Annotated in this window: 19 protein-coding genes; 6 read left to right on the top strand and 13 right to left on the bottom strand. The window is 61.0% G+C overall.

Annotated features, from left to right (window positions below; genetic code table 11):
• Window positions 1-46 precede the first annotated feature (46 nt).
• From ilvN to WG78_RS20730, 3 genes are all read right to left on the bottom strand, one after another.
• Window positions 47-538: an acetolactate synthase small subunit gene (ilvN, locus tag WG78_RS20720; protein WP_053939744.1), complete on the bottom strand. Its 492-nt coding sequence runs from the start codon at window positions 536-538 to the stop codon at window positions 47-49.
• 11 nt (window positions 539-549) lie between these two features.
• A complete protein-coding gene (ilvB, locus tag WG78_RS20725) occupies window positions 550-2316 on the bottom strand; it encodes a biosynthetic-type acetolactate synthase large subunit (protein ID WP_053939745.1) in 1767 nt (588 codons plus the stop codon).
• 347 nt (window positions 2317-2663) lie between these two features.
• Window positions 2664-2870, bottom strand: a complete 207-nt coding sequence (locus tag WG78_RS20730; protein WP_053939746.1) for a hypothetical protein — start codon at window positions 2868-2870, stop codon at window positions 2664-2666.
• A gap of 139 nt (window positions 2871-3009) precedes the next feature.
• Between WG78_RS20730 and WG78_RS20735 the strand changes: the two genes are divergently transcribed.
• Genes WG78_RS20735 through WG78_RS20750 form a run of 4 tightly spaced genes read left to right on the top strand, consistent with a single transcriptional unit; the run spans window position 3010 to window position 4928 of the window.
• Window positions 3010-3591 carry an RNA polymerase sigma factor gene (locus WG78_RS20735; RefSeq protein WP_053939804.1) on the top strand — a complete coding sequence of 194 codons (582 nt, stop codon included), beginning with the start codon at window positions 3010-3012 and terminating at the stop codon, window positions 3589-3591.
• A gap of 1 nt (window position 3592) precedes the next feature.
• On the top strand, window positions 3593-3994 hold the full coding sequence (locus tag WG78_RS20740; protein WP_053939747.1) for a DUF3619 family protein: 402 nt from the start codon (window positions 3593-3595) through the stop codon (window positions 3992-3994).
• 29 nt (window positions 3995-4023) lie between these two features.
• Window positions 4024-4353: a DUF3106 domain-containing protein gene (locus WG78_RS20745; RefSeq protein ID WP_161805174.1), complete on the top strand. Its 330-nt coding sequence runs from the start codon at window positions 4024-4026 to the stop codon at window positions 4351-4353.
• Window positions 4350-4928: an RDD family protein gene (locus WG78_RS20750; protein WP_053939749.1), complete on the top strand. Its 579-nt coding sequence runs from the start codon at window positions 4350-4352 to the stop codon at window positions 4926-4928. The genes WG78_RS20745 and WG78_RS20750 overlap by 4 nt, the downstream gene beginning before the upstream one ends.
• Here WG78_RS20750 and lnt read toward each other — a convergent pair.
• From lnt to kdoO, 9 genes are all read right to left on the bottom strand, one after another.
• The gene (gene lnt / locus WG78_RS20755; RefSeq protein WP_161805175.1) at window positions 4872-6347 is read right to left on the bottom strand and encodes an apolipoprotein N-acyltransferase; all 1476 of its coding nucleotides are present in this window, start codon (window positions 6345-6347) and stop codon (window positions 4872-4874) included. The genes WG78_RS20750 and lnt overlap by 57 nt on opposite strands.
• 57 nt (window positions 6348-6404) lie before the next feature.
• Entirely contained in the window at window positions 6405-7271 is an 867-nt protein-coding gene (locus WG78_RS20760; RefSeq protein ID WP_053939751.1) for a CorC family transporter, read from the bottom strand.
• Window positions 7272-7276: 5 nt separating this feature from the next.
• Complete coding sequence (gene ybeY, locus WG78_RS20765) at window positions 7277-7759, bottom strand: rRNA maturation RNase YbeY (RefSeq protein WP_053939752.1); 483 nt, start codon at window positions 7757-7759, stop codon at window positions 7277-7279.
• Window positions 7756-8799 carry a PhoH family protein gene (locus tag WG78_RS20770; RefSeq protein ID WP_053939753.1) on the bottom strand — a complete coding sequence of 348 codons (1044 nt, stop codon included), beginning with the start codon at window positions 8797-8799 and terminating at the stop codon, window positions 7756-7758. The genes ybeY and WG78_RS20770 overlap by 4 nt, the downstream gene beginning before the upstream one ends.
• Window positions 8800-8845: 46 nt before the next feature.
• The gene (locus WG78_RS20775) at window positions 8846-9499 is read right to left on the bottom strand and encodes a UPF0149 family protein (protein WP_083459488.1); all 654 of its coding nucleotides are present in this window, start codon (window positions 9497-9499) and stop codon (window positions 8846-8848) included.
• 22 nt (window positions 9500-9521) lie between these two features.
• Window positions 9522-10001: a NanQ anomerase/TabA/YiaL family protein gene (locus WG78_RS20780; RefSeq protein WP_053939755.1), complete on the bottom strand. Its 480-nt coding sequence runs from the start codon at window positions 9999-10001 to the stop codon at window positions 9522-9524.
• A 7-nt stretch (window positions 10002-10008) separates the two neighbouring features.
• Window positions 10009-11373, bottom strand: a complete 1365-nt coding sequence (miaB, locus tag WG78_RS20785; protein WP_053939756.1) for a tRNA (N6-isopentenyl adenosine(37)-C2)-methylthiotransferase MiaB — start codon at window positions 11371-11373, stop codon at window positions 10009-10011.
• 5 nt (window positions 11374-11378) lie between these two features.
• Entirely contained in the window at window positions 11379-11711 is a 333-nt protein-coding gene (locus WG78_RS20790) for a hypothetical protein (RefSeq protein ID WP_053939757.1), read from the bottom strand.
• 168 nt (window positions 11712-11879) lie between these two features.
• The gene (gene kdoO, locus WG78_RS20795; protein ID WP_053939758.1) at window positions 11880-12749 is read right to left on the bottom strand and encodes a Kdo hydroxylase KdoO; all 870 of its coding nucleotides are present in this window, start codon (window positions 12747-12749) and stop codon (window positions 11880-11882) included.
• 198 nt (window positions 12750-12947) lie between these two features.
• Between kdoO and WG78_RS20800 the strand changes: the two genes are divergently transcribed.
• Together WG78_RS20800 and WG78_RS20805 are read left to right on the top strand one after the other, a co-directional pair.
• A complete protein-coding gene (locus tag WG78_RS20800; protein ID WP_053939759.1) occupies window positions 12948-13358 on the top strand; it encodes a hypothetical protein in 411 nt (136 codons plus the stop codon).
• Window positions 13359-13981: 623 nt separating this feature from the next.
• The gene (locus tag WG78_RS20805; protein ID WP_161805176.1) at window positions 13982-18613 is read left to right on the top strand and encodes a putative Ig domain-containing protein; all 4632 of its coding nucleotides are present in this window, start codon (window positions 13982-13984) and stop codon (window positions 18611-18613) included.
• A gap of 74 nt (window positions 18614-18687) precedes the next feature.
• Here WG78_RS20805 and WG78_RS20810 read toward each other — a convergent pair whose 3' ends face one another.
• On the bottom strand, window positions 18688-20922 hold the full coding sequence (locus WG78_RS20810) for a M66 family metalloprotease (RefSeq protein WP_083459491.1): 2235 nt from the start codon (window positions 20920-20922) through the stop codon (window positions 18688-18690).
• Between the last annotated feature and the right edge of the window lie 436 nt (window positions 20923-21358).

Here is a 21358-nt window from a genome sequence, read left to right on the forward strand (position 1 = left end):
GAGACGTGAGGTGGCCGCGCGGCATGCCGCACGGCGAACGCCTCACTCAGATTTTAAGAATGCGTTCACCGCGGCCGATGCCCGAGGCGCCGGTGCGGACGGTTTCCAGAATAACGGTGCTATCGATCGCCTTGATGAAGGCATCCAGTTTTTCACCGGGGCCGGTCAGTTCGATCGTGTAGGTTTTTTCAGTCACGTCGATGATGCGACCGCGGAAAATATCCGCCATCCGCTTCATTTCTTCGCGCTCTTTGCCGGTGGCCCGCACCTTGATCAGCATCAGCTCGCGCTCGATGTGCTCGGATTCGTTCAGGTCGATCACCTTGACCACTTCGATCAGCTTGTTCAGTTGCTTGGTGATCTGTTCGATCACTTCGTCCGAACCATGCGTAACGATGGTCATACGGCTTAGCGTCGGGTCTTCCGTGGTCTGCACGGTCAGCGAGTCAATGTTATAACCCCGCGCCGAAAACAGCCCGGTCACGCGACTGAGCGCACCGGCTTCGTTCTCGAGGAGGGTGGACAGAATGTGGCGCATTGTTCGTCCCCTTAGCTCAGGTTGCCGTAGTCGCGATTGTTTTCAAAAGGCACTTGCTGATAGTCGCGCATGTGCGGCGGCAGATCCATCTGGTTAAGGCCACGGCCGTTCTGGATCATCGGGAACACGTTCTCGGTTTGATCCGTACGGAAATCAATAAACACCAGGCGTTCTTTCAGGCTGGGGCCAAACGCTTCTTTCAGCACCGGCTCGACATCGGCGGGGTTTTCGACCTTGAAGCCGACGTGGCCATAGGCCTCGGCCACTTTCACGAAGTCAGGCAGCGCATCCATATACGACTCGGAATAACGCGTGCCGTAAAAGAATTCCTGCCACTGCCGCACCATGCCCAGGTAGCGGTTGTTCAGGCTCAGCACCTTCACCGGCGTGTGGTATTGCTTGCAGGTGGACAGCTCTTGAATGTTCATCTGGATCGAGCCTTCGCCGGTAACGCAAGCGACTTGCGCATCGGGGTTGGCCAGTTGCGCGCCCATCGCGGCCGGCAAACCAAAGCCCATCGTGCCCAGACCGCCGGAATTGATCCACTGCTTGGGGCGACGGAACTTGTAGTACTGCGCCGCCCACATCTGATGCTGGCCGACGTCGGACGTGACAATCGCTTCGCCGTTGGTGACTTTCCACAGCGTTTCGATCACGTGCTGCGGCTTGATCACCTCGGTGGACGGCGTGTACAGCAGGCTGTTGGGCTTGCGCCATTCGTTGATCTGCTGCCACCAGTTGGCCAGTGCTTCGGCATTGGGCTTCTGGCCGCTTTCGCGCAGTTGCGCCAGCAGATCGGTCAGCACGTGTTTAACGTCGCCCACGATCGGAATATCGACCTTGACGCGCTTGGCAATCGAGGACGGATCGACGTCGATATGAATAATCTTTTTGGGCGAGGCCAGAAACTGGCTGGGCACCGAAATCACGCGGTCATCAAAGCGAGCGCCGACGGCAATCAGCACGTCGCAATACTGCATCGCCAGGTTGGCTTCGTACGTGCCGTGCATGCCCAGCATGCCCACGAAGTTGGGGTGGGTGCCATCCAGCGCACCCAGGCCCATCAGCGTATTGGTGGTGGGCAGGTTCAGCAGATTGGCCAGATCAGTCACTTCCTTGCCCGCGCCGCCCTGAATGGCGCCACCGCCCACATACAGGAACGGACGCTTGGCTTCGGCGATCAGATTGGCCGCTTTCTTGATCTGACCCGGGTGGCCTTTGGTAGGCGGGTTGTAGCTGCGGATGCTGACCGACGACGGATAGCTGAACGTGGTCTTGTTCATCGTGACATCTTTGGGGATGTCGATGACCACGGGGCCCGGCCGGCCCGTTGCGGCGATATGGAATGCCTTCTTGAAGGTCGTGGCCAGATCGCGGATATCTTTGACCAGGAAGTTGTGTTTAACGATCGGGCGCGAACAGCCGACCATATCGACTTCCTGAAAGGCATCAAGGCCGATGGCATTGGTGCCTACCTGGCCCGAAATCACCACCAGCGGAATCGAATCCATGTATGCGGTGGCAATGCCGGTCAGCGCATTGGTAGCGCCCGGGCCGCTGGTGACCAGCGCCACACCGACTTTGTTGCTGGAGCGCGAATAAGCGTCAGCGGCATGCACCGCGGCTTGTTCGTGGCGCACCAGCACGTGTTTGAATACCTCTTGCTTGAAGATGGCATCGTAAATTTCAAGAACGGCGCCGCCAGGATAGCCGAAGACGAATTCAACGCCTTCTTCCTGCAGACAGCGCGTTACGATCTCTGCGCCCGAAATCTCCATGGGTCAACCTTTGTGCGAACGAGTTAACGATGTCGGGGTCGCAGGGACGACGGCGCAAATGGGCAACACGGTTACATGACGTGAACGCGGTGTGCGACAACAAATACGCCAGGAATGACCCGCGCATGGCTGGATGCAATGTATGTATTCCATCACGACCAGGTGCATGCGTTGCGATCCTGATTGATGTACCGGGCTTGCCGCCGTCAAAGAGCTACGCAAAAGGTCAAGGCCATGGCCGTGAAGGCATAACACGCGATGCAGACGTGCAAACGGGCGGGTGTGCCAGTGTGCGTATCAGCGGCGAATTGCGACTTCGAAAACCACGGAGTAACCGTTTTGCAACCCTACATGCAAGGCTTGTGGCCCGCAAAAGTGACGACCAGATAAAAAGTGCGCTGGCGGTTGCCGTTCGGCGCGGGCGGGCTGAGTAGGCCCGAACGCTTTAAAAGACTGGGTGTAGAACCCCAGACGCTACCAAAACGCACCACATGTGGCAAGCTTTTCAAAAATTGATGTGTATCGCGCACCAGCGCGGGGCGGGCGTCGGCCATAGTCGCCGTCCGCCGGAGGCCCCTAATAAACAAAGGACACGACCAGGGCCGTTTGTTACCATTCGCGCCTGTTTCGATTTATGGGGTCCTGGCGTGCCAAGCAAGCCAGGTTCTGGTTGACGCGCCACGGAGACGTATTCTGAAAGGGACGGACAAGCTCGCGGCATTTCTGGCCGAGGTGGAACGCCGCGCATTCAAGCAGGCGTACTATGCCGTTCAGGACGAAGACGCCGCGCTGGATATCGTGCAGGACGCCATGATGCGGCTGGCTGAGCGCTATGCGCACAAGCCGCCCGAAGAGTGGCCGATGCTGTTTCAGCGCATCCTGCAGAACGCGATCCGTGACCATTTCCGTCGGCAGAAAGTGCGTGGTTTCTGGGTAACGCTGTTTTCGGCATTTGAAAGCAAGGATGATGACGGCGACGCCGGTGATCCGCTGGAATGGTTGCCCAACCAGGAACAAGCGCCCAGCCCGCAAGACGAGCACGAGCAGGCCCGCACCATGGCCGCCATCGAAGAGGCCGTGGCACAACTGCCGGCCCGTCAACGTGAGGCCTTCATGCTGCGTTATTGGGAAGAACTGGATGTTGCTGAAACCGCAGCCGCAATGGGCTGTTCAGAAGGCAGCGTCAAGACCCATTGTTCCCGCGCCACGCACGCGCTGGCGCAACGGCTCAAGCAGCAAGGTATCGTTTGGTCAGGCATACGGGGAGGGACCTGAGATGGAACGTCCGTCTGGAACAGAACACGAATTCGGTCAAAAAGTGGCGTCGGTGCTGGACAACAGCCCGCTGTCCGCCCACGCGCAAACGCGGCTGGCGCAAGCCCGGCAAGCGGCCGTGGCGCATGCGGCCGCGCGTCAACGTCGCCCGGTGCTGGTCAATCGTATGGCGGGTTTGTCGGGCTGGATGGCCGACCACTGGCATGCGCATCCGGCCGCTTGGAGCGCGGGCGTGGCCTTTGCGCTGGCGCTGACCGTGGGCGGCTGGTGGCATCTGCAAGCCGGTGTTACGCCTGATCACGCACTCGATGTGCAATTACTGGCGGACGAAGCTCCGCTGGATACCTTTACTGACGTCCGTTTCGAACAATGGCAAACCGCCCCCGATACCCTGCGCGATTAAATGTCGCTCGTCTCTCGTTGCTGCTGGCATTGGCTTTGCCGGCAGCGGCGTGGGCGGAGCCTTCTGACTGGCAATCGCTGACCCCCGCGCAAAAACAGCTGCTGGCGCCCGTCGGCACACAGTGGGACCAGTTGCCGGACGATTCGCAAGACATGCTGCTGCATATCGCGCAGCGCTATCCCGATCTGAATGCCGAAGAACAAGCGCGTGTGCGCGAGCGTATAGGCCGTTGGGCCTCGATGACGCACGAAGAACGCGAACGCGCGCGGGAAAACTACAAGCGCTTTAAAGCCATGTCGCCCGAGGCCCGGGCGCGCGTGGTGCAACAAGTCAAAGGCCATCAGGGGAAAATACGTTGACCAGTTCGTTGCAACAACCCTCCGCGCAGGTCCGCGCGGGCTGGTGGCGGCGTTTTTTTGCCTGGTGGTATGAAATCCTGCTGTTGATCCCGGTGTTGTTGATTGTGGCGCTGATTTATCAGGGCCTGTTTGCGTTGCTGACGCAATTGCCGGTGGACCAGCTCTCACAAAGCCGGCCGGCGTCGTGGGGATTGTTTGTGGCTTTGTTGGCCAGCATGCTGGCCTATTTTGGCCTGTGCTGGCAGCGCGGCGGGCAAACGCTGGCCATGAAAGCCTGGCGCATCCGCATTGTCGATAGCGTGACCGGCGTCTCGCCCGGTCGCCGCGCCATCCTGATCCGCTTTGGCGTTGCGCTGCTGTGCTTTGGTCCGGTGCTGCCGCTGACCTTTGGCGCCTGGCACAACGCAGCGTGGATTCCCTGGGCGCGCTTGTCGCTGGCCTGGTGCATTCTGCCGTTTGTGTGGGCCTATCTGGATCGGGACCGCCAGTTTCTGCATGATCGACTGGCTGGCACCCGCTTATTGTTTGCGCCCAAACAGCCACGCGCACAGCAGCAACAGCCCGCTGAGGCTTAAGGTCATCCAGTCGCCCCACACCACGTAGGGCGTGGTGCCGGCAAAGTTCTGCGCTTTGCCTTCCAGCACGCCGCGGCTGTTTTGCGGCAGTTGGCTCAGCACATGGCCGCGCTCATCAATGATCGCCGTCACGCCGGTGTTGGTGGCGCGCAGCATGTAGCGGCCGGTTTCGATGGCGCGCGCTTGCGACATCTGCGTTTGCTGCCAGGCCGCCCATGATCCATCAAACCACGCCAGATTCGACACGTTGACCAGCAAAGTTGCATCGGGCAATGCCTTGATGATCTCGCGGCCAAAGGCATCCTCGTAACACACATCCGGCGCCAGCCGCGTGTGCTTGCCGATCACAAACGGCGCTTGCTCCGCCGCGCCCGAAGTAAAGCCCGACAGCGGCATGTTCAGATAGTGATACATCCAGCCAAACAGCCACGGCAGCGGCACAAATTCGCCAAACGGCACCAGATGGCGCTTGCTGTACATCGGCAGTTTCGGGTTGGTCAGCACCGTCACCGAGTTGTAGTACTCCTCGGCATGCGGGCCGGATAACGGCACACCCGTCACCAGCGTGCGCGGCTGCACCACCTTCACCAGCCGTTCCAGATACCACGTCGGCGTATCGCTCATAAACGATGGGATGGCGGTCTCGGGCAGGATGACGATATCACCCTGCGCCTGCGCGGTCAGGTTGAGATAGGTGCGCAGATTGTCGAGATAGTGCGCCTCGGCCCATTTCTCATCTTGCGGGATATTGCCCTGCGCCAGGCTGACGCTGACTGGATCGCCGACCGGGTAGGTCCATTGCATCAGCATCAGCAGGCCGCCCAAGGCCCATACGCCCAGACCGGTGGCCCAACGCTGCCAACCGCGCATCGCCATCAACGCGCCGAGCGACAGCAGCAACAAGCCCCCCGCGCCATAGACGCCCACCACCGGCAGATAGCCCACCAGCGGCGTCATCGGCACTTGCGAGTTGCCGACGTTGGCCCACGGAAAACCGGTAAACAGCCAGCCGCGCAGCCATTCAGTCAGCGTAAACAGCGCCGGCAAGCCCAGTGTCATGCGCCAGACGCGATGGCCAATCCAGCGGCGCGCCGCCCAGGCCGCCAGCGCGGGAAAGAGCGCCATATACATCGACAGCAAAAACACACAGCCCGCCGCCATCAGCGCAGGCATGCCGCCAAAGGTGTGCAGGCTGATATAAATCCAGTAGATATTGGCGCAGAAAAAACCGAGGCCCCATGCATAACCCAAGGCCAATGCGCGTTTGGCGCTGCCTGCCTGGCCGATGCTCCAGCTCAGCGCGGCCAGGGCCAGCCACATCAACGGAAACGCATTGATCGGCGCAAACGACAGCACGGACAAAGCACCCACGGCGGCCAGCGCGGCGGGCAATACAAACGGGCGTAGGGAGAGGCGCATAAAGATCTTGTGAAGGCGCCCCCGCATCAGGGCGGGGGCATCAAACCATCGGGGCGGTCAGTCGTCGCCCACGGTGGGAGTAAATTGCGGGATTTTTTCGATCAGCACGCTGTGCACGCGGCGGCTATCGGCGCGCACGATCTGAAAGCGGTAGCCATCAAACGCAATCGCTTCGCCACGCTTGGGCACGTGGCCAAACTTGTTGGTGACCAGGCCGGCGACGGTGTCGAATTCTTCGTCATTAAAGCTGGCGCCGATGGCTTCGTTCAGGTCGCCAATCTCGGTGCCGCCTTTGACGCGCCAATGGCCACGCCGATCCAGCACCACGTTGTCTTCCGATTCGTCGTAGTCGTATTCGTCTTCGATATCGCCGACGATCTGTTCCATCACGTCTTCGATGGTGACCAGGCCGGCCACGCCGCCGTATTCATCCACCACAATCGCCATATGGTTGCGGTTGTTGCGGAAGTCTTTCAGCAGGACGTTCAGGCGTTTGGATTCGGGGATAAACACGGCCGGCCGCAGCATGTCGCGCACATCAAATTCTTCGTCCAGCGCGTAAAAGCGCAGCAAGTCTTTGGCCAGCAGAATGCCCAGCACATCGTCCTTGCTGCCATCGATCACCGGAAAGCGCGAGTGCGCGGCTTCGATCACAAACGGCACAAACTCATCGGGCGGGGTGGAAATGTCGATCACGTCCATCTGGCTGCGCGGCACCATCACGTCGCGCACCTGCATGTCACCGACGTTGAGCACGCCTTCGATCATGGCCAGCGCGTCGGCATCCAGCAGATGGCGCTCAAAGGCGGAATGGAGAATATCGACCAGCTCGCCGCGGTTTTCCGGCTCGCGTAACAGAAAGTGGGTCAGGCGCTCCAGCCAGGAGGCCTTCGGGGCAGGGGACGGCTGCGCGTCGTCGTCCATAGGGCTTACAGCTCCGGATCAGTCAGATACGGGTCATCATAACCTAAAGAAATGACGATTTGCGTCTCCAACGCCTCCATCTCTTCGGCTTCCTGGTCTTCCAGATGGTCATAGCCTTGCAGATGCAACATGCCATGCACCACCAGATGACAATAGTGCGCAAGCAGCGATTTGCCTTGCTCGGCGGCTTCTCTGGCCACCACGGGCGCGCATAAAACCAGGTCGCCCATCAGCGGCAGACCGGCGATTTCGGGCAGCTCGCCGTCTTCATCAAAGGTAAAGGTCAGCACATTGGTGGCGTAATCCTTACCGCGATATTCGCGATTGAGCGCCTGGCCTTCTTCGGCATCCACAATGCGCACGGTGACTTCAGCTTGCTTGACGCTGGGCCGCAGTGCGGCTTCGGCCCAGGTCTTGATCTGCGCTTTGCCCGGCGCGTCAGTGGCCGTGGTGGCCAACTGCAGCGCCAGTTTCAGTTTCTTGCTCATTTCGGGTGATCGTCTTGATGGGTGGCTTGTTCGGCGCGGCGCTGGGCTTCGCGTTCGGCTTTGCGTTGGGCCGCTTCGGCGTCGCGTTGCTTGCCCGCGCGGTCATACGCATCGACGATTTTCTGCACCAGCGGATGGCGCACCACGTCTTCGCTATTAAAGTAATGCAGCGCAATGCCACGCACGTCCTGCAGGACTTCTTGCGCATCCACCAGGCCCGATTTCTGGTTCTTGGGCAAATCCACCTGAGTCGGGTCGCCCGTGATGACGGCCTTGGAGCCAAAGCCGATCCGCGTCAGAAACATCTTCATCTGTTCGGGCGAGCTGTTTTGCGCTTCATCCAGAATCACAAAGCTGTGGTTCAGCGTGCGGCCGCGCATAAACGCCAGCGGGGCGATTTCGATTACGCCGCGCTCAAACATCTTGGTGACCTTGTCAAAGCCCATCAGGTCATACAGCGCGTCGTACAGCGGGCGCAGATACGGGTCGACTTTCTGGATCAGATCGCCTGGCAGAAAGCCCAGCTTTTCGCCGGCCTCAACCGCGGGGCGCACCAGCACCAGGCGTTTGACCAGATCGCGCTCCAGCGCATCCACCGCACTGGCCACGGCCAGATAGGTTTTGCCAGTACCGGCCGGGCCGATACCAAAGGTGATGTCGTGTTCCTGAATGGCCTTGATATACAGCGTCTGGCGTGGCGTGCGGCCACGCAGATCGTTGCGGCGCGTGCGCAGGATCGGCGCGCCGTCTTCTGCACCCGCAATACCTGGTTCGGTGCCCGGATTGGTCAGCTCGATAATGCCCAGCTGCACATCATCCAGCCCCAGTTCCTTATCGGCTTCGTTGTAGAAGTGTTCCAGCGCGGTCACCGCCAGCTCCACTTTCTTGCCAGGACCGCTCACCTTGAAGTGTTCCTGGCGGCGTGCAATGGTCACATCAAGCGCGGTTTCGATCTGCTTGATGTTCTCATCGAGCACGCCGCAAAGATTGGACAGCCGGCGATTGTCCACCGGCGTAAACGAGACGGTTTGGGTATTCAAGAGGCGCTGGTTTCCGTAATCAAGACTTGCGTATCAAAGGGGCGGATCAGTGACGGCGCTGGGCGCGGCCCGGGCGCTTGGCCGGCTGCGGCAGGCCGTCGTCATCGCCATGTTGCTGCCAGTATTCGCGGATGGCCGGAATCACTTCGGGCAGCGCTTGCGCGATGTTGTGCTCAAACTGGGCCAGATCTTCGCCTTCGGCTTCAGCGGCATCGCGCGCTTCTTCATCGGCGCAATCCAGAATCGGCGCGATCAGGTTGCTGTTGTCTTCGTCGTCCAGCAACGGCTGCCAGCCTTCGGCGTTCAGCGACGTGCCCAGCATGAAGCCGTAACACCATTGCTGCACGATATCGAGCTGACGTTCCTGGTCCACGTACACCATCGGGGTAAAGCTGGGCGGGTCCTGGTTCAGCTCATCCACCAGTTGGTTGTACAGACGCAGGATCAGGCCTTCGATCTTTTCGCGCTGGTGCGCGCTTTTCCATTTCGGTTGTTCGCCGTGTTCGCCCCAGACCAGGCCAAACCAGCGCTCTGGCGGCAGTTCGGTCGGGCCGACCAGTTGGGCGGTTAAAAAGCCGTGCAGCATCGACAGATCCATGGACTGGATCGGCGCAAGGTCGGATTCCAGAAAGGTGGACAGTTCGTCCAGATCGGCTTCAGTCATTTGTGCGAGCAATTCGCTGTCTCTCGGGGAGGGCATGGCAATTCCTTGTAATGAGGGGTTACAGCCCAAACAGACTGCGATGAAGTTTGACGACCACCTTGTGGATCGGCGCCGGCTGGTCTACCTGGCCGGTGGCGCGGTGGATATCGCTCGGGAAAAACACACCAAACGAACCGGGGTAAAAATCAAATTGTGTTTCCCGCGCGGGGGCGGCATAAAACGCCACGTCGTGGCGCTCGCTCAGATCTTCTTCGATGATCGCGCTGGCGTCTTTTTGCGTCACGCCATAGCGCTCGACGCCCGCCAGCAGCCACTGGATATCCACATGCTGCGTATGCGCTTCGGCGCGCTGGTTGTTCAGCGGCTCGGTGGTGGCCGTCTGGATCAGAAAAAACATGCGCGGATCATCGCCCAGCGGATAACGGCCAGCGGGCATGGCCAGTAAATCGCGTTGGACCAGCATAGACAATGCGGCGTTCACCGGCGCGGGGAATGCCGCTTGTGTCGTCAGCCAGTTATCGATGGTGCTCAGGATCATGGGCGTATCAAACCGTGACGGTTTCGCGCGTCACGATCTCGCCGCGCAAGCTATGCGGCAGGGCGTCGGTAACGCGCACGTTAACGAAGGTATTGATCAGGCGCGGCGAACCGTCAAAGTTGACGATGCGGTTGTTGTCGGTGCGGCCAGCCAGCTGATTGCTGTCTTTCTTTGATACGCCTTCCACCAGCACACGTTGCACGGTGTTCAGCATATTGCGGTTCACATCGTCGGCCAGTTGCTGGATGCGCGCTTGCAGGCGCATCAGGCGTTTGGACTTGACCTCATCCGGCACATCATCGGCCAGGTCTGCCGCAGGGGTACCGGGGCGACGGCTGTAGATAAAGCTGAAGCTGGCATCAAAACCGACGTCGTCGATCAGCTTCATGGTGCGTTCGAAGTCGTCTTCGGTTTCGCCGGGGAAGCCGACGATAAAGTCCGAGCTCAGGCAGATATCGGGGCGCGCTTCTCTTAGCTTGCGCACCAGCGATTTGTATTCCAGCGTGGTATAGCCGCGCTTCATGTTCACCAGCACGCGATCCGAACCCGCTTGCACCGGCAAATGCAGATGGCTGACCAGCTTGGGCAGCTTGCGATAGCACTCGACGATGCGCGCCGTCATTTCACGCGGGTGGCTGGTGGTGTAGCGGATGCGCTCGATACCCGGCACTTCGTGCACGTATTCCAGCAACGTGGCGAAATCGGCGATTTCCGGCTCTTCGCCTTCTTCCGCGCCATCCAGAATCTTGCCGCGATAGGCGTTAACGTTCTGGCCCAGCAGCGTGACTTCTTTAACGCCTTGCTGCGCCAGACCCGCCACTTCGGCCAGCACGTCTTCAAACGGACGGCTGACTTCCTGTCCGCGCGTGTACGGCACGATGCAGAACGAGCAGAACTTGGAACAACCTTCCATGATCGACACAAATGCCGTGGCGCCTTCAACGCGTGCGGGCGGCAGGTGGTCAAACTTTTCGATTTCGGGGAAAGAAATATCCACCTGGCTGCGGCCACTGGCGCGCCGTTCTTCAATCAACGCGGGCAAGCGGTGCAGCGTTTGCGGGCCAAACACCACGTCCACATACGGCGCGCGCTTGACGATCTCCGCGCCTTCCTGGCTGGCCACGCACCCCCCCACGCCGATCACCAGGCCGGGGTTTTGCGCTTTCAGATGCTTGATGCGGCCCAGGTCGCTAAAGACTTTTTCTTGCGCTTTTTCGCGCACCGAACAGGTATTGAAGAGGATGACATCCGCTTCTTCCACATTGTCGGTCTTGGTCATGCCTTCGGTGGCGCCCAGCAGGTCGGCCATCTTGTCCGAGTCGTACTCGTTCATCTGGCAACCGAAGGTCTTGATAAATACTTTTTTGCTCATGCTGATCAGTTCTGCTGTTTCTTGAGTTGCTGCTTGATCTGCGCGAGTTCGTCGTCGCTGATCAACCAGATCTTCCATACGTTGCCGTTGGCTTCGGTGGTGTACCAGATGTTGCTGTTGTCCGGCACTTGCTGCGGCGGCAGCAACAGGTTGTTGGTGCCATAAACGCGAATCGCGGCCGCCGTGGGCTGCGCCGTGCCATCAATCGAAACCGCGTTCAGTTGATAGTGGTCCAGTACGCCCAGCTTGCCGTTAGCGGGCAATACACGCCCGGCAAAACTCAGGCTGGACAGCATCATGCCAAACAGCAACACCAGTAGAGCGAAGGGCTTGCGCATACCGTTATCCCGTTGAAAAACAGGTGATTTTATCACAATAAGCCAGGATGCCTTCGCGCGCGTCGGCCCAGCCAGACTGCGCGTCTGAAATCGGTCGTGAGTGGCTAAGTGGGGGCGGCCCGCGCCAAAGCAACTGGCGCGGCGCATTTGGCGCGGGCGGGCGGCAGATTAAACCAGCGCGCGGCCAGTCAGCTTTTGCAGCACGCCCAACGGGGCGCTGGCCGGGTTCACCATGGCGTTTACCGGCAAAAAGAAGGTTTGTTCCATCATGAACTGGCCCGACATCACCGCGTGCGACGCATGGTCGGAGAAGCAGATCCAGCCGCAACCGGGCGGAAACGGCATGGTTTCCTGCGGGCTGCTGCGTTGATAGTCCATATCGGCTTTCATCGCATCGTGCAGGTTCAGCATGATGTGGTCATAGGCGCTGCGACGGCGCTTGGTGATCTTGAGCGCCGCCAACAACGCCGCCGAGCCCGGCCATTGCCGCGGCACGCGTGGCAACAGCTTGCGCGCCATATCTTCAAACGGCTCGCCCACGCGCCAGACGCGCGGCGCGCCATTGGGGTTGATATTGGTAAACACGCGCAAAATGCGCTCGCCATAGTTGGGCCGCGACGGAAACGCATCCACATGCAAGCGGCTGTCATCCTTGCGCCACGAGGTCTGCCGGTTTTCCACCTGATGCAAGCGCAAGCTGGTGGGCGCGGCGCGCAGCTGGCCCGTGTATTCCGGAAACAAACGCGCCACCAGATCATTGGCCAGATGTTGATAACGCTCGATCAGCCCGCGCACCGCCGCTTCGTCCGACGGATTGAGCACGCCATGCAACTTGCCACCGGCGGGGTCGAGGCTGATGTTCTTGCGCTGCGGATCGGCGATGGCCGGATCCAGCAAGCGCAGTTCATCAGGCTGCACCGTAAAGCCCAGCCGCGGAAAGTACAAAACCTGGCCCGATTCGGCCGCAGCCACCAGTTGCTCGCGCGCGGGCTCGAAGCTTGCGCCGTGGTCGGTGACGGTAATGATCTGGCTGGGCATAAGGTGCGCCGTAAGAAAAGTCTGAAGTGATGAATTCTAGCCCGCTGCGCGCCAGGCCGTAAGCCTTTACCGGTGTGGCTTTTTGCCAAATCGGCCTGTTAATGGCAGCCACACCTACAACCGGATCGTCGGCACGCTGGCAACGCCGCAATGTTAGCTGCATCACAATCCAGTCATCCATTTCCGGGATGCAACATCATGGCCACGCACATCGATCATCTTCATACCCCGGCGCACACACGCGCAGACCTGGGCGGCACGCTGGACACGCGTGCCACCGCTCAACCCAAAGCCCGGCTTGAGGCCGACTATGCCGACGCCACCGCGAAGGTGGTGCCACATGCCTGGAACGCTGTGGGCGCGATCATCACCGTGGCTTTGCTGGCGCTGTTTGTGGCGATGTTTGCCGGCGAGTGGCGCTTGAGCGTGGCGCACAGCCTGGTGGGCGTGCTGGCTTTTGCCGCCGTGGTGCTGCAGGCGCGCCATCTGCGCCGCGATCGTGTGCTAACGCAACGCCGCGATAGCACGCGCGCCATGACGGGCGTGCTGGATGTGATGGATGGCACGCGCCCCGCACCGCGTGGGCATAGCCGCTTTCTGGGCGAATGAGTCTGACCGGATTTCGCTTGCCGCTGACGGCAAACCAGCGCAGCCCTTTGTGTCTGCGCTGGCACAAACCCAACACTTTGACGTCTGGCTCTACCGCAGAAATACCGTTGGCATAAGCCTTTGTTAATATCCACTGACAAACACGGCCTTCTCCGAGTGCAGCCCACTGCGCCGGACTACGAGCTACGCGGCGTTAATCCTTGATCCATCGTTGATCCATCCCTGATCGACAAGGCCAGACCGCGCAACAGTCAGCAGGATCAAAGACAGCAATGCGCGATGTGATCGGATTGAGCCGTGGCGGCCTACGCCCGGTGGTAAGCCCATGCCTGGACGTTATGCGCGCGCAGTATCACCGCGCCTTTGCAAGCCGTTCAGCCCAAACCTGTCGTGACGTCGACCGCGGCCAGATTGCGCGCATTGCAAGTTTCTTGCGCAGCGGGCTGGTGTGCATGGTGCTGTTGTTGTGCGGCTTGCTCGCACCGGTGGCCCAGGCCGCTAGCTGTACGGTTACTTTCAGTGCCAATCGAACGGGCAATACAGTTCATGTATTCACCGCCGCCGAGATGTCTGCCTGCGACCCAGACCAGGCGGGGGCCTATGGTGATAACCAGGGCACCACAATGACCGCCACGATGCATCCCAGCAACTCGACGTTGCAAATGGATGACAGTGACCCTACCCAGATCCGCTTTACTTATGCAGGCAACGGCAGTGGTACTTCGTCGACGCCAGAAACGGGTACGTTTTATACGCTGGATTCGGATGGCATCACCGTTAATGCCAACACCGTCACCGTCAACATCATCGGCCCGTCAGTGACCACGGCGTCTTTGAATTCCGGCACCGCCGGCATGGCGTATTCGCAAGCGTTGAGCGCGAGCGGCGGCACCGCGCCGTATACCTGGTCGGTCGTCTCGGGCGCATTGCCCGCTGGCGTTAACCTGAGCAACGGCGGGGCGCTTGGCGGCACGCCAACGGTGGCGGGCGCGTTTACGTTTACGGTGCAGGTGAACGACGCGGCTAGCCAGAGCGCCACCAAAACCTACACCCTGAACATCAGTGCCCCGACCATCTCGGTGGGCCCGACCACCATGCCCGTGTTTAACGCGGGCGCTGTTTATAACGCCAATGCGCTGGGCAGCGGTGGCACCGCGCCATATACGTTTTACATCAGCGGGGGCAGCATTCCGGCGGGTGTGTCGATGAGCAGCAGCGGGGTGTTTGCGGGCACGCCCTCGGCGGCTGGCAGTTACAGTTTTACGGTGACGGCCGTCGACGCCAACGGCTTTAGCGGCAGCCGCACCTATGGCGGCACGGCCAGCCCGCCATCATTTACGCTCACTCCCGCAACATTGCCGGCCGCCACGGTGCAAACCGCGTATAGCCAGACCGTCACGGCAGGCGGCGGCACCGCGCCTTATACGTATTCGATAGGAGGCGGCGCTTTGCCGCCCGGCCTCACGCTAGGCCTAAGCACCGGCGTCATCAGCGGCACGCCCACGTCCGGTGGCACTTACAACTTTACGGTGGTGGCCATCGACCATACCACCGGCCCCGGCGCGCCCTATGGCGTGGCGCGTGGTTATTCGATGACGGTCGGGGCGCCGACCATCACCGTTGCGCCCGCGTCTTTGTCCAGCGGCAGCGTGGGCGTCAGTTACAGTTCGACGTTCACCGCCAGTGGCGGCAACGCGCCGTATTCGTTTGTGCTGTCCGCCGGCGCGTTGCCCGCAGGCTTGTCGCTGAGCAGCAGCGGCGTGCTTTCTGGCACGCCGACGGCAGCGGGCACCTTCAACTTTACGGTCACCGGTTTCGATAGCTCGGCGGGCGCTGGTCCCTACAGTGATAGTCACAGCTACACGCTGACCATCGGGGTTCCCAGCATTACGATCTCGCCCGTTACCTTGCCGACAATTAGCGTGGGCGCGGCGGCTAACGCCACGCTCAGCGCCAGCGGCGGCACCGCCAGTTACAGCTTTGCCGTCACCAACGGCGTATTACCCGCGGGTTTGACCTTGTCGTCGGCCGGCGTGCTCACCGGCACGGCCACTGCGGGTGGCACGTACAGCTTTACGATCACGGCCACCGATAGCTCCACCGGCGCTGGCCCCTTCAGCGGCAGCCGCACCTATAGCGTTACGGTGCAGTCGCCGACCATCGTCATCGCGCCGGCTAGCTTGCCGTCGCCTGCGATCGGCGTGGCGTATAACGCCAGCATCAGCGCCAGCGGCGGCACCGCCTCGTATAGTTATGCCGTGGCGGCAGGCGCGTTGCCGCCGGGCCTGTCGTTGAACACCGCAACGGGTACATTGGCCGGCACCGCAACGGGCAGCGGCACGTACACCTTTACGATTAGCGCAACGGATAGCTCGACCGGCACCGGCGCGCCGTATGGCGGCAGTCGCAGCTATTCATTAACGGTGGGCGCGCCCACCATCAGCTTGACGCCCGCGACGTTAAGCAACGCCACGGTGGCCGCGAGTTACAGCACGTCGCTGACGGCCGCAGGCGGTATCGCGCCGTACGCCTATGCCATCACGGCAGGGGCATTGCCGTCCGGCGTCACGCTGAATACCGCAACCGGCGCACTGTCGGGCACGCCCACGGCGGGCGGTGTATTCAATCTGACGATTACCGCCACCGATAGCTCCACCGGCAGCGGCGCGCCGCATTCGGGCAGCGTAGCGTATGCGCTGACGGTGAACGCTGCCACGCTGGCGCTGTCGCCCGCGCAAGGCGCGCTGCCTGGCGCGACGGCATTGACGGCCTATAGCCAGAGCCTGAGCACCAGCGGCGGCATCGCGCCGTACACTTATGCAATTACCGCAGGCGCATTGCCAGCGGGCCTGACGCTGAATCCTGCCACGGGTCAGATCAGCGGCACCGCCACGGTGGCGGGGGCATTCAATTTCTCGGTGCGCGCCTCGGATAGCTCGACCGGCAGCGGCCCCTACGGCGTAACGCATGCCTACAGCCTGACCGTCGGCGCTCCCGCAGTCGCCATCACGCCCGCCACCTTGCCGGTACCGGCAGCGGGTGTGACATATAGCCAGACGCTCAGCGTTGCGGGCGGCGCCGCGCCATACACGTGGTCGATTGCCAGCGGCGCGTTGCCCAATGGCCTGACCCTGGCCAGCGGCACCGGCGTGGTCTCCGGCATCGCCGGCGCAGTCGGCACGTACGCCTTTGTGGTGCAAGTGGCGGATACGCATGGCTTTGTCGGCACGCAAGCGTATAGCGTCAACATCACCGCGCAACTGGCGGTGGCCGCGGCCAAGAATGTGACGGTGGCATCGAACACGCCCACGGCCATCGACGTGGCCTCGGTCATCACGGGTGGCACCGCCAGTGCGGTGACGGTCAGCAGCGCCGCCAGCCACGGCACCACGAGTATCAGTGGCAGCACCATCACCTATACGCCCGCCGCCGACTATGTGGGCAGCGACAGCTTTAACTACACCGCCACCAACGCGGCCGGGACTTCGGCGCCGGCCACCGTCAGCATTACGGTCAATCCGCCGTTGCCCGCGCCGCAAGCAGGCAACGTGACCGTGCCCGCCAATAGCCAGAACGTGGATATTCCGTTGACCATCAGCGGTGGCCCGGTCACCAGCGTCACGTTGGTCACGCCGCCCCGGCACGGCACGGTGGACTTTAGTGGCGTGACGGTATCGGCGTCGGTGCTTGCCGCGCGCGCCAAGGCCAGCACCCCGGTCACCGGCAACACGCCGAGCGTGCATTACACGCCCAACGCAGGTTACGTCGGCCCCGATTCGTTCAGCTATACCGCCAGCAATGCGGCTGGCACCTCGGCCGTGGCGACGGTCACGTTGCAAGTGTCACCACCTGCGCCGGTATTGGGTGCGGTCAGCGTCAGCATCGTGGCTGGCGCCCCGGTTACGCTGGACGTGGGCGCCGCGGCCAGCGGTGGTCCGTTTACCGCGCTGACTGTGGTCACTCCGCCCGCCAGCGGCAGCGTGGAAGTACGCGGCACCACGCTGGTTTACGTGTCGCCGGTGGATTTTGTCGGCACGGTCAATGTGGTTTATGCGCTCAGCAATGCCTATGGCACTACGCAAGGCACGGCCAGCATCACCGTCACCGGCCGTCTCGATCCATCCAAAGACAAAGAAGTGTTGGGCCTGCTGGCCGCACAGGCCGATGCCACGCGCCGCTTTGCCAGCGCGCAGATGGACAACTTCCATCGCCGTCTGGAAAGCCTGCATGGCAAGGGTTGGGGCGAATCCAGCTTTGGTCTGACGGCGTCTTCGTTTGGCGCGGACCCGGTGCAAAGCACAATGCAATCCGATGCCAAAACGGATCGGCGCGATGCATTGCGCAAGCAAACGCCATCCGAAGCCGATGCCCCGGCGCAGCCGTCCAGCCGCGCCACCGGCAAGCCCGACGTTGAACCGCGTCCGCTGGCGTTCTGGATTGATGGCGGCATCGACTTTGGCCGTCGCGATGCGGATACCAATCAAGAACACTTCAAGTTCCATACCGATGGCGTGAGCATCGGCGCGGATTACCGCATTAACGAAATGTGGTCGGCCGGCGTCGGTTTTGGCGTCGGCCATGACAGCAGCGATATCGGCGAGCAAACCACGCACAGCAGCAGCAATATCGGTGTGGCTGCGGCCTATGGCGTGCTGCGCCCCAGCGAGAACCTGTTTGTTGATGGCGTGCTGGGCTACGGCCATATGGACTTTGATCTGAAGCGCTATATCACCGATACCGGCAGCACGGCCGATGGCTCGCGCGGTGGTAATCAGTGGTTTGCGTCGTTGTCCGCCGGCTACGAATACCGCAGCGCCAAACTGCTGGTATCGCCGTACGGTCGCATCGATGTCATGCATGCCACACTGGATGAATACACCGAAAACGCGCCCGCCTATTCCGCGCTGACCTACGCCGACCAGAGCCTGAAGTCGACCACAGCCACGCTGGGTGTGCGCATGCAAACCGGGGTCGACACGCGCTGGGGGCAGGTGCAGCCGTTTGGTCGCTTTGACTATCTGCACCACTTTGAAGGCTCGGACAGCGCCACCATCCGTTACGCCGATCTGGGCGCACTAAGCCCGGCCTACACGGTCTATCCGGTCATGGCCGACCGCAACCAGATGAACGTGGGCGTGGGCGCCAAGCTATTGCTGCCGGACGATCTGACCATGAATCTGGAATACAACAGCAGCATCAGCAATGGCTCGGGGTATGTCAGTTCGGTGCGCTTGCTGGTGGATTGGCGTTATTGATCGGATCGGCACGCCAGGATGTAAAAAAGAGTCGCCGCGGCGACTCTTTTTTTTGCAGCTAAACCCCCACCGCCTTAGCGCGCCGGATACTTGACCTTGGCGCCCTGCTGGCAGGTGGCGCTATTAAACTGGCTGGAGCCCGGTGCGCCTACGCCGCCCGAAGCGCCATCCGCCGGCGTCCACTGATTAACCAACGGATAGGTGCTGCCCAGGCTGGCTGCGGCAATCGCGCCAAAGTGGTCTTGCCACCTGGAGCCAAACGGCGTGTTGAACACCTGCACGCGGCTTAAACCACCATGGCCGACCGGCAAGTTGACCGCATACGTTGCCAGATTGTCGCCATCGCTGGGGTTCTGCGCCGAGGCACGGTAGCCGTTGTCGCTGTATACCGGATAGCCAAAGCGGTGATAGCCAATCGGCAGCAGCACGCGTTGCGCGGTGCCGTCGGCGTAGGTGGCCACCAGCGTGTAATCGCAACCGTTGTTGACGCAGTAATAGCCAAACCAGCCGCCCGGTTGGGTGCTGTTGATCTTGTCCAGATCGGCTTGCACGGTCGGGTCGATTTGTTTGGGCAGATTGCCGGTCCAGACGCCGCTCACCACCATGCGGCTGGCGCTGGGCGAAGCATTGAAGTGCGAGATGCTGCCAATCACCGTTTGCACTTGCTGGTCGCGCGCCAGCACGTCGGTGCCGATGTTGGCGCGAGTGCGGTCGTCCATGGGCTCATAGCTATTGCTGTTCTGGTTCCAGTGCTTGTAGCCGCCGGCATAGCTGGCATCGGCCACCACCTTGTCCAGCAGGCCTTGCTCCATTTGCGCCGCCTGGTAATCGGCGAACGTATCCCAACGATAGGTGCCGGCATCGCGGTCATCATCCCCGCCCGACATCGGCGTGCGCTGGTAGCACACGTTGTTGACTACCCGACCATCGCAAGACTGTCCGGCGATTTGCAGCGTGCTAAGCAGCTGATTCTTGATGGCGTCGTAGCCCCAGGTTGAACCGCTCTTGCTGCCAAACGGATACGGATAATCGCCGCTGTCATAGGCGGAATCGGCATGCGCCAGACCATAGGCATGGCCCATTTCGTGGTTGAAGATGGCCGAATAAACCAGCTCCGGACGATAGTCGCTGCCCGAAACGCCGCTACCGCCGCCCCCCAGACCCCCGCCCGAACTGGCCGCCACTTGCTTGCCGCCATCCAGCGTTTGCATAAAGCCGTAATAACCAGTGGCGAAGGCACCATCGCGGTTGGCCGTCGCACCATGGATATCGCCCAGAATGCGATAGAAGCGCGCATTCAGATCACCGCCCGCCGCCCAGAAATCCGCCAGCGAACTCACCGGCAAAGCCGGGTAGCAATACTGCGCGTCGTTGCGCGGCGGTAGCACCACCTGGTCTTGCGTAATCGCGCCAGCCACCATGTATTCCAGATTGCTGATCGGCAATTTCTGGCGGTATTCCGCATCAAGCGAATAACCATTGGTATTGCGGGCATTCAAGGTGAAATCGGGCACCACGCTGTTGGCCGGACGCGCGCCAAACATATACAACGGCACCGTATAGGCGCGCAGCGTAATCGCAGGCGTAACCGTCAACGGCACGCTCACGGGCTTCAGAAAGCTGGCATTCTGCGCCAGCTCCAGCGTAACGCCTTGCTTCAACCATTCTTTGGGCAGCAAAGCGCTGTACTTGACCGTCGAATACGGCGCGCGGCCCGCATCGGTGGCCGGCAACTGGCCCGGCGACTTCAGCGTGATCGGCCCCAGGATTGTGCTGCCGATGCGCGCGCGCACCAGCACATTGGGTACCTGGCTGGTGGGCTGCACCATCAACAAGGCCGCGCGATCCGCCATCAACGTCAGCTTTTTAACGCCGCCGTTTTTAGCATCATTGGCCGACTGCATGCTGCGGCCCTCCGGCCCGATGACGTGCGTCTGCGCCAGCTCGACGCTGGACACGGCCAGCGGCGGCAGATCATGCACTTTGTACGACGACAATTGATCGTTGAAATTGAGCGCAACAAAGTTGGGCGAATCGGCATTCAGCGTGAGCTTGGCACCGGTGTAATTGATGTCCTGAAACAGATCGACGCTAGCGCCATCACGAATCCGCACCGAAGACACCCGGTCATTCCACGACGCGCCGATCCAGTTGCTGTCGGCATTGGCGCAAAACGACGCGCCCTGGAAATTAACGTGTTCATAAAAACAGATGGCACCTTCGGGCTGCGCGCCATTGGCATGGGCCAGCAACGGCAATGCAGCCAGCAACAACGCACTGAGCCGATGCGGACGGAAAGAACGTTTCATCGCGGGTTTACTCTTGAGTGGCAGATGGCGCGTAAGGTAATGGGCGCACAATCCGCTGTCTTGCTGTAAGAGTTCGCCGGTTTTAGCGGGGCGATGAAAGGGCTTTCATGACGTGTTTATTAGATTTTGCTTGTAAGGTGGGGCCTTTCGTCGCGGGGATGGGCGGTGAAAGGTGCCGCTGGCGAGAAGCGGAAATCGAAGGTAGACGCCGAGGCGTGGCGAAGGCCGCGCGGGCATCTTCGCGGGCAGACAGGTGGGTGGGGACTACAAAGAAAGTAACCTCCCAGTTTGAGCTTCACAGCGCGGGGACTGGATAGGCTTGGGAGGTTTTGTTCGGGCTAGATTAATGAGCTCGCCAGAGCAGCGCAACGATAAAATCCGGATTGGTAATAGCAATGATCACAACCTCAATTTGATTGCGATTACGGAAAGCTCT

Source organism: Amantichitinum ursilacus, from assembly GCF_001294205.1.
Taxonomy (GTDB): Bacteria; Pseudomonadota; Gammaproteobacteria; order Burkholderiales; family Chitinibacteraceae; genus Amantichitinum; species Amantichitinum ursilacus.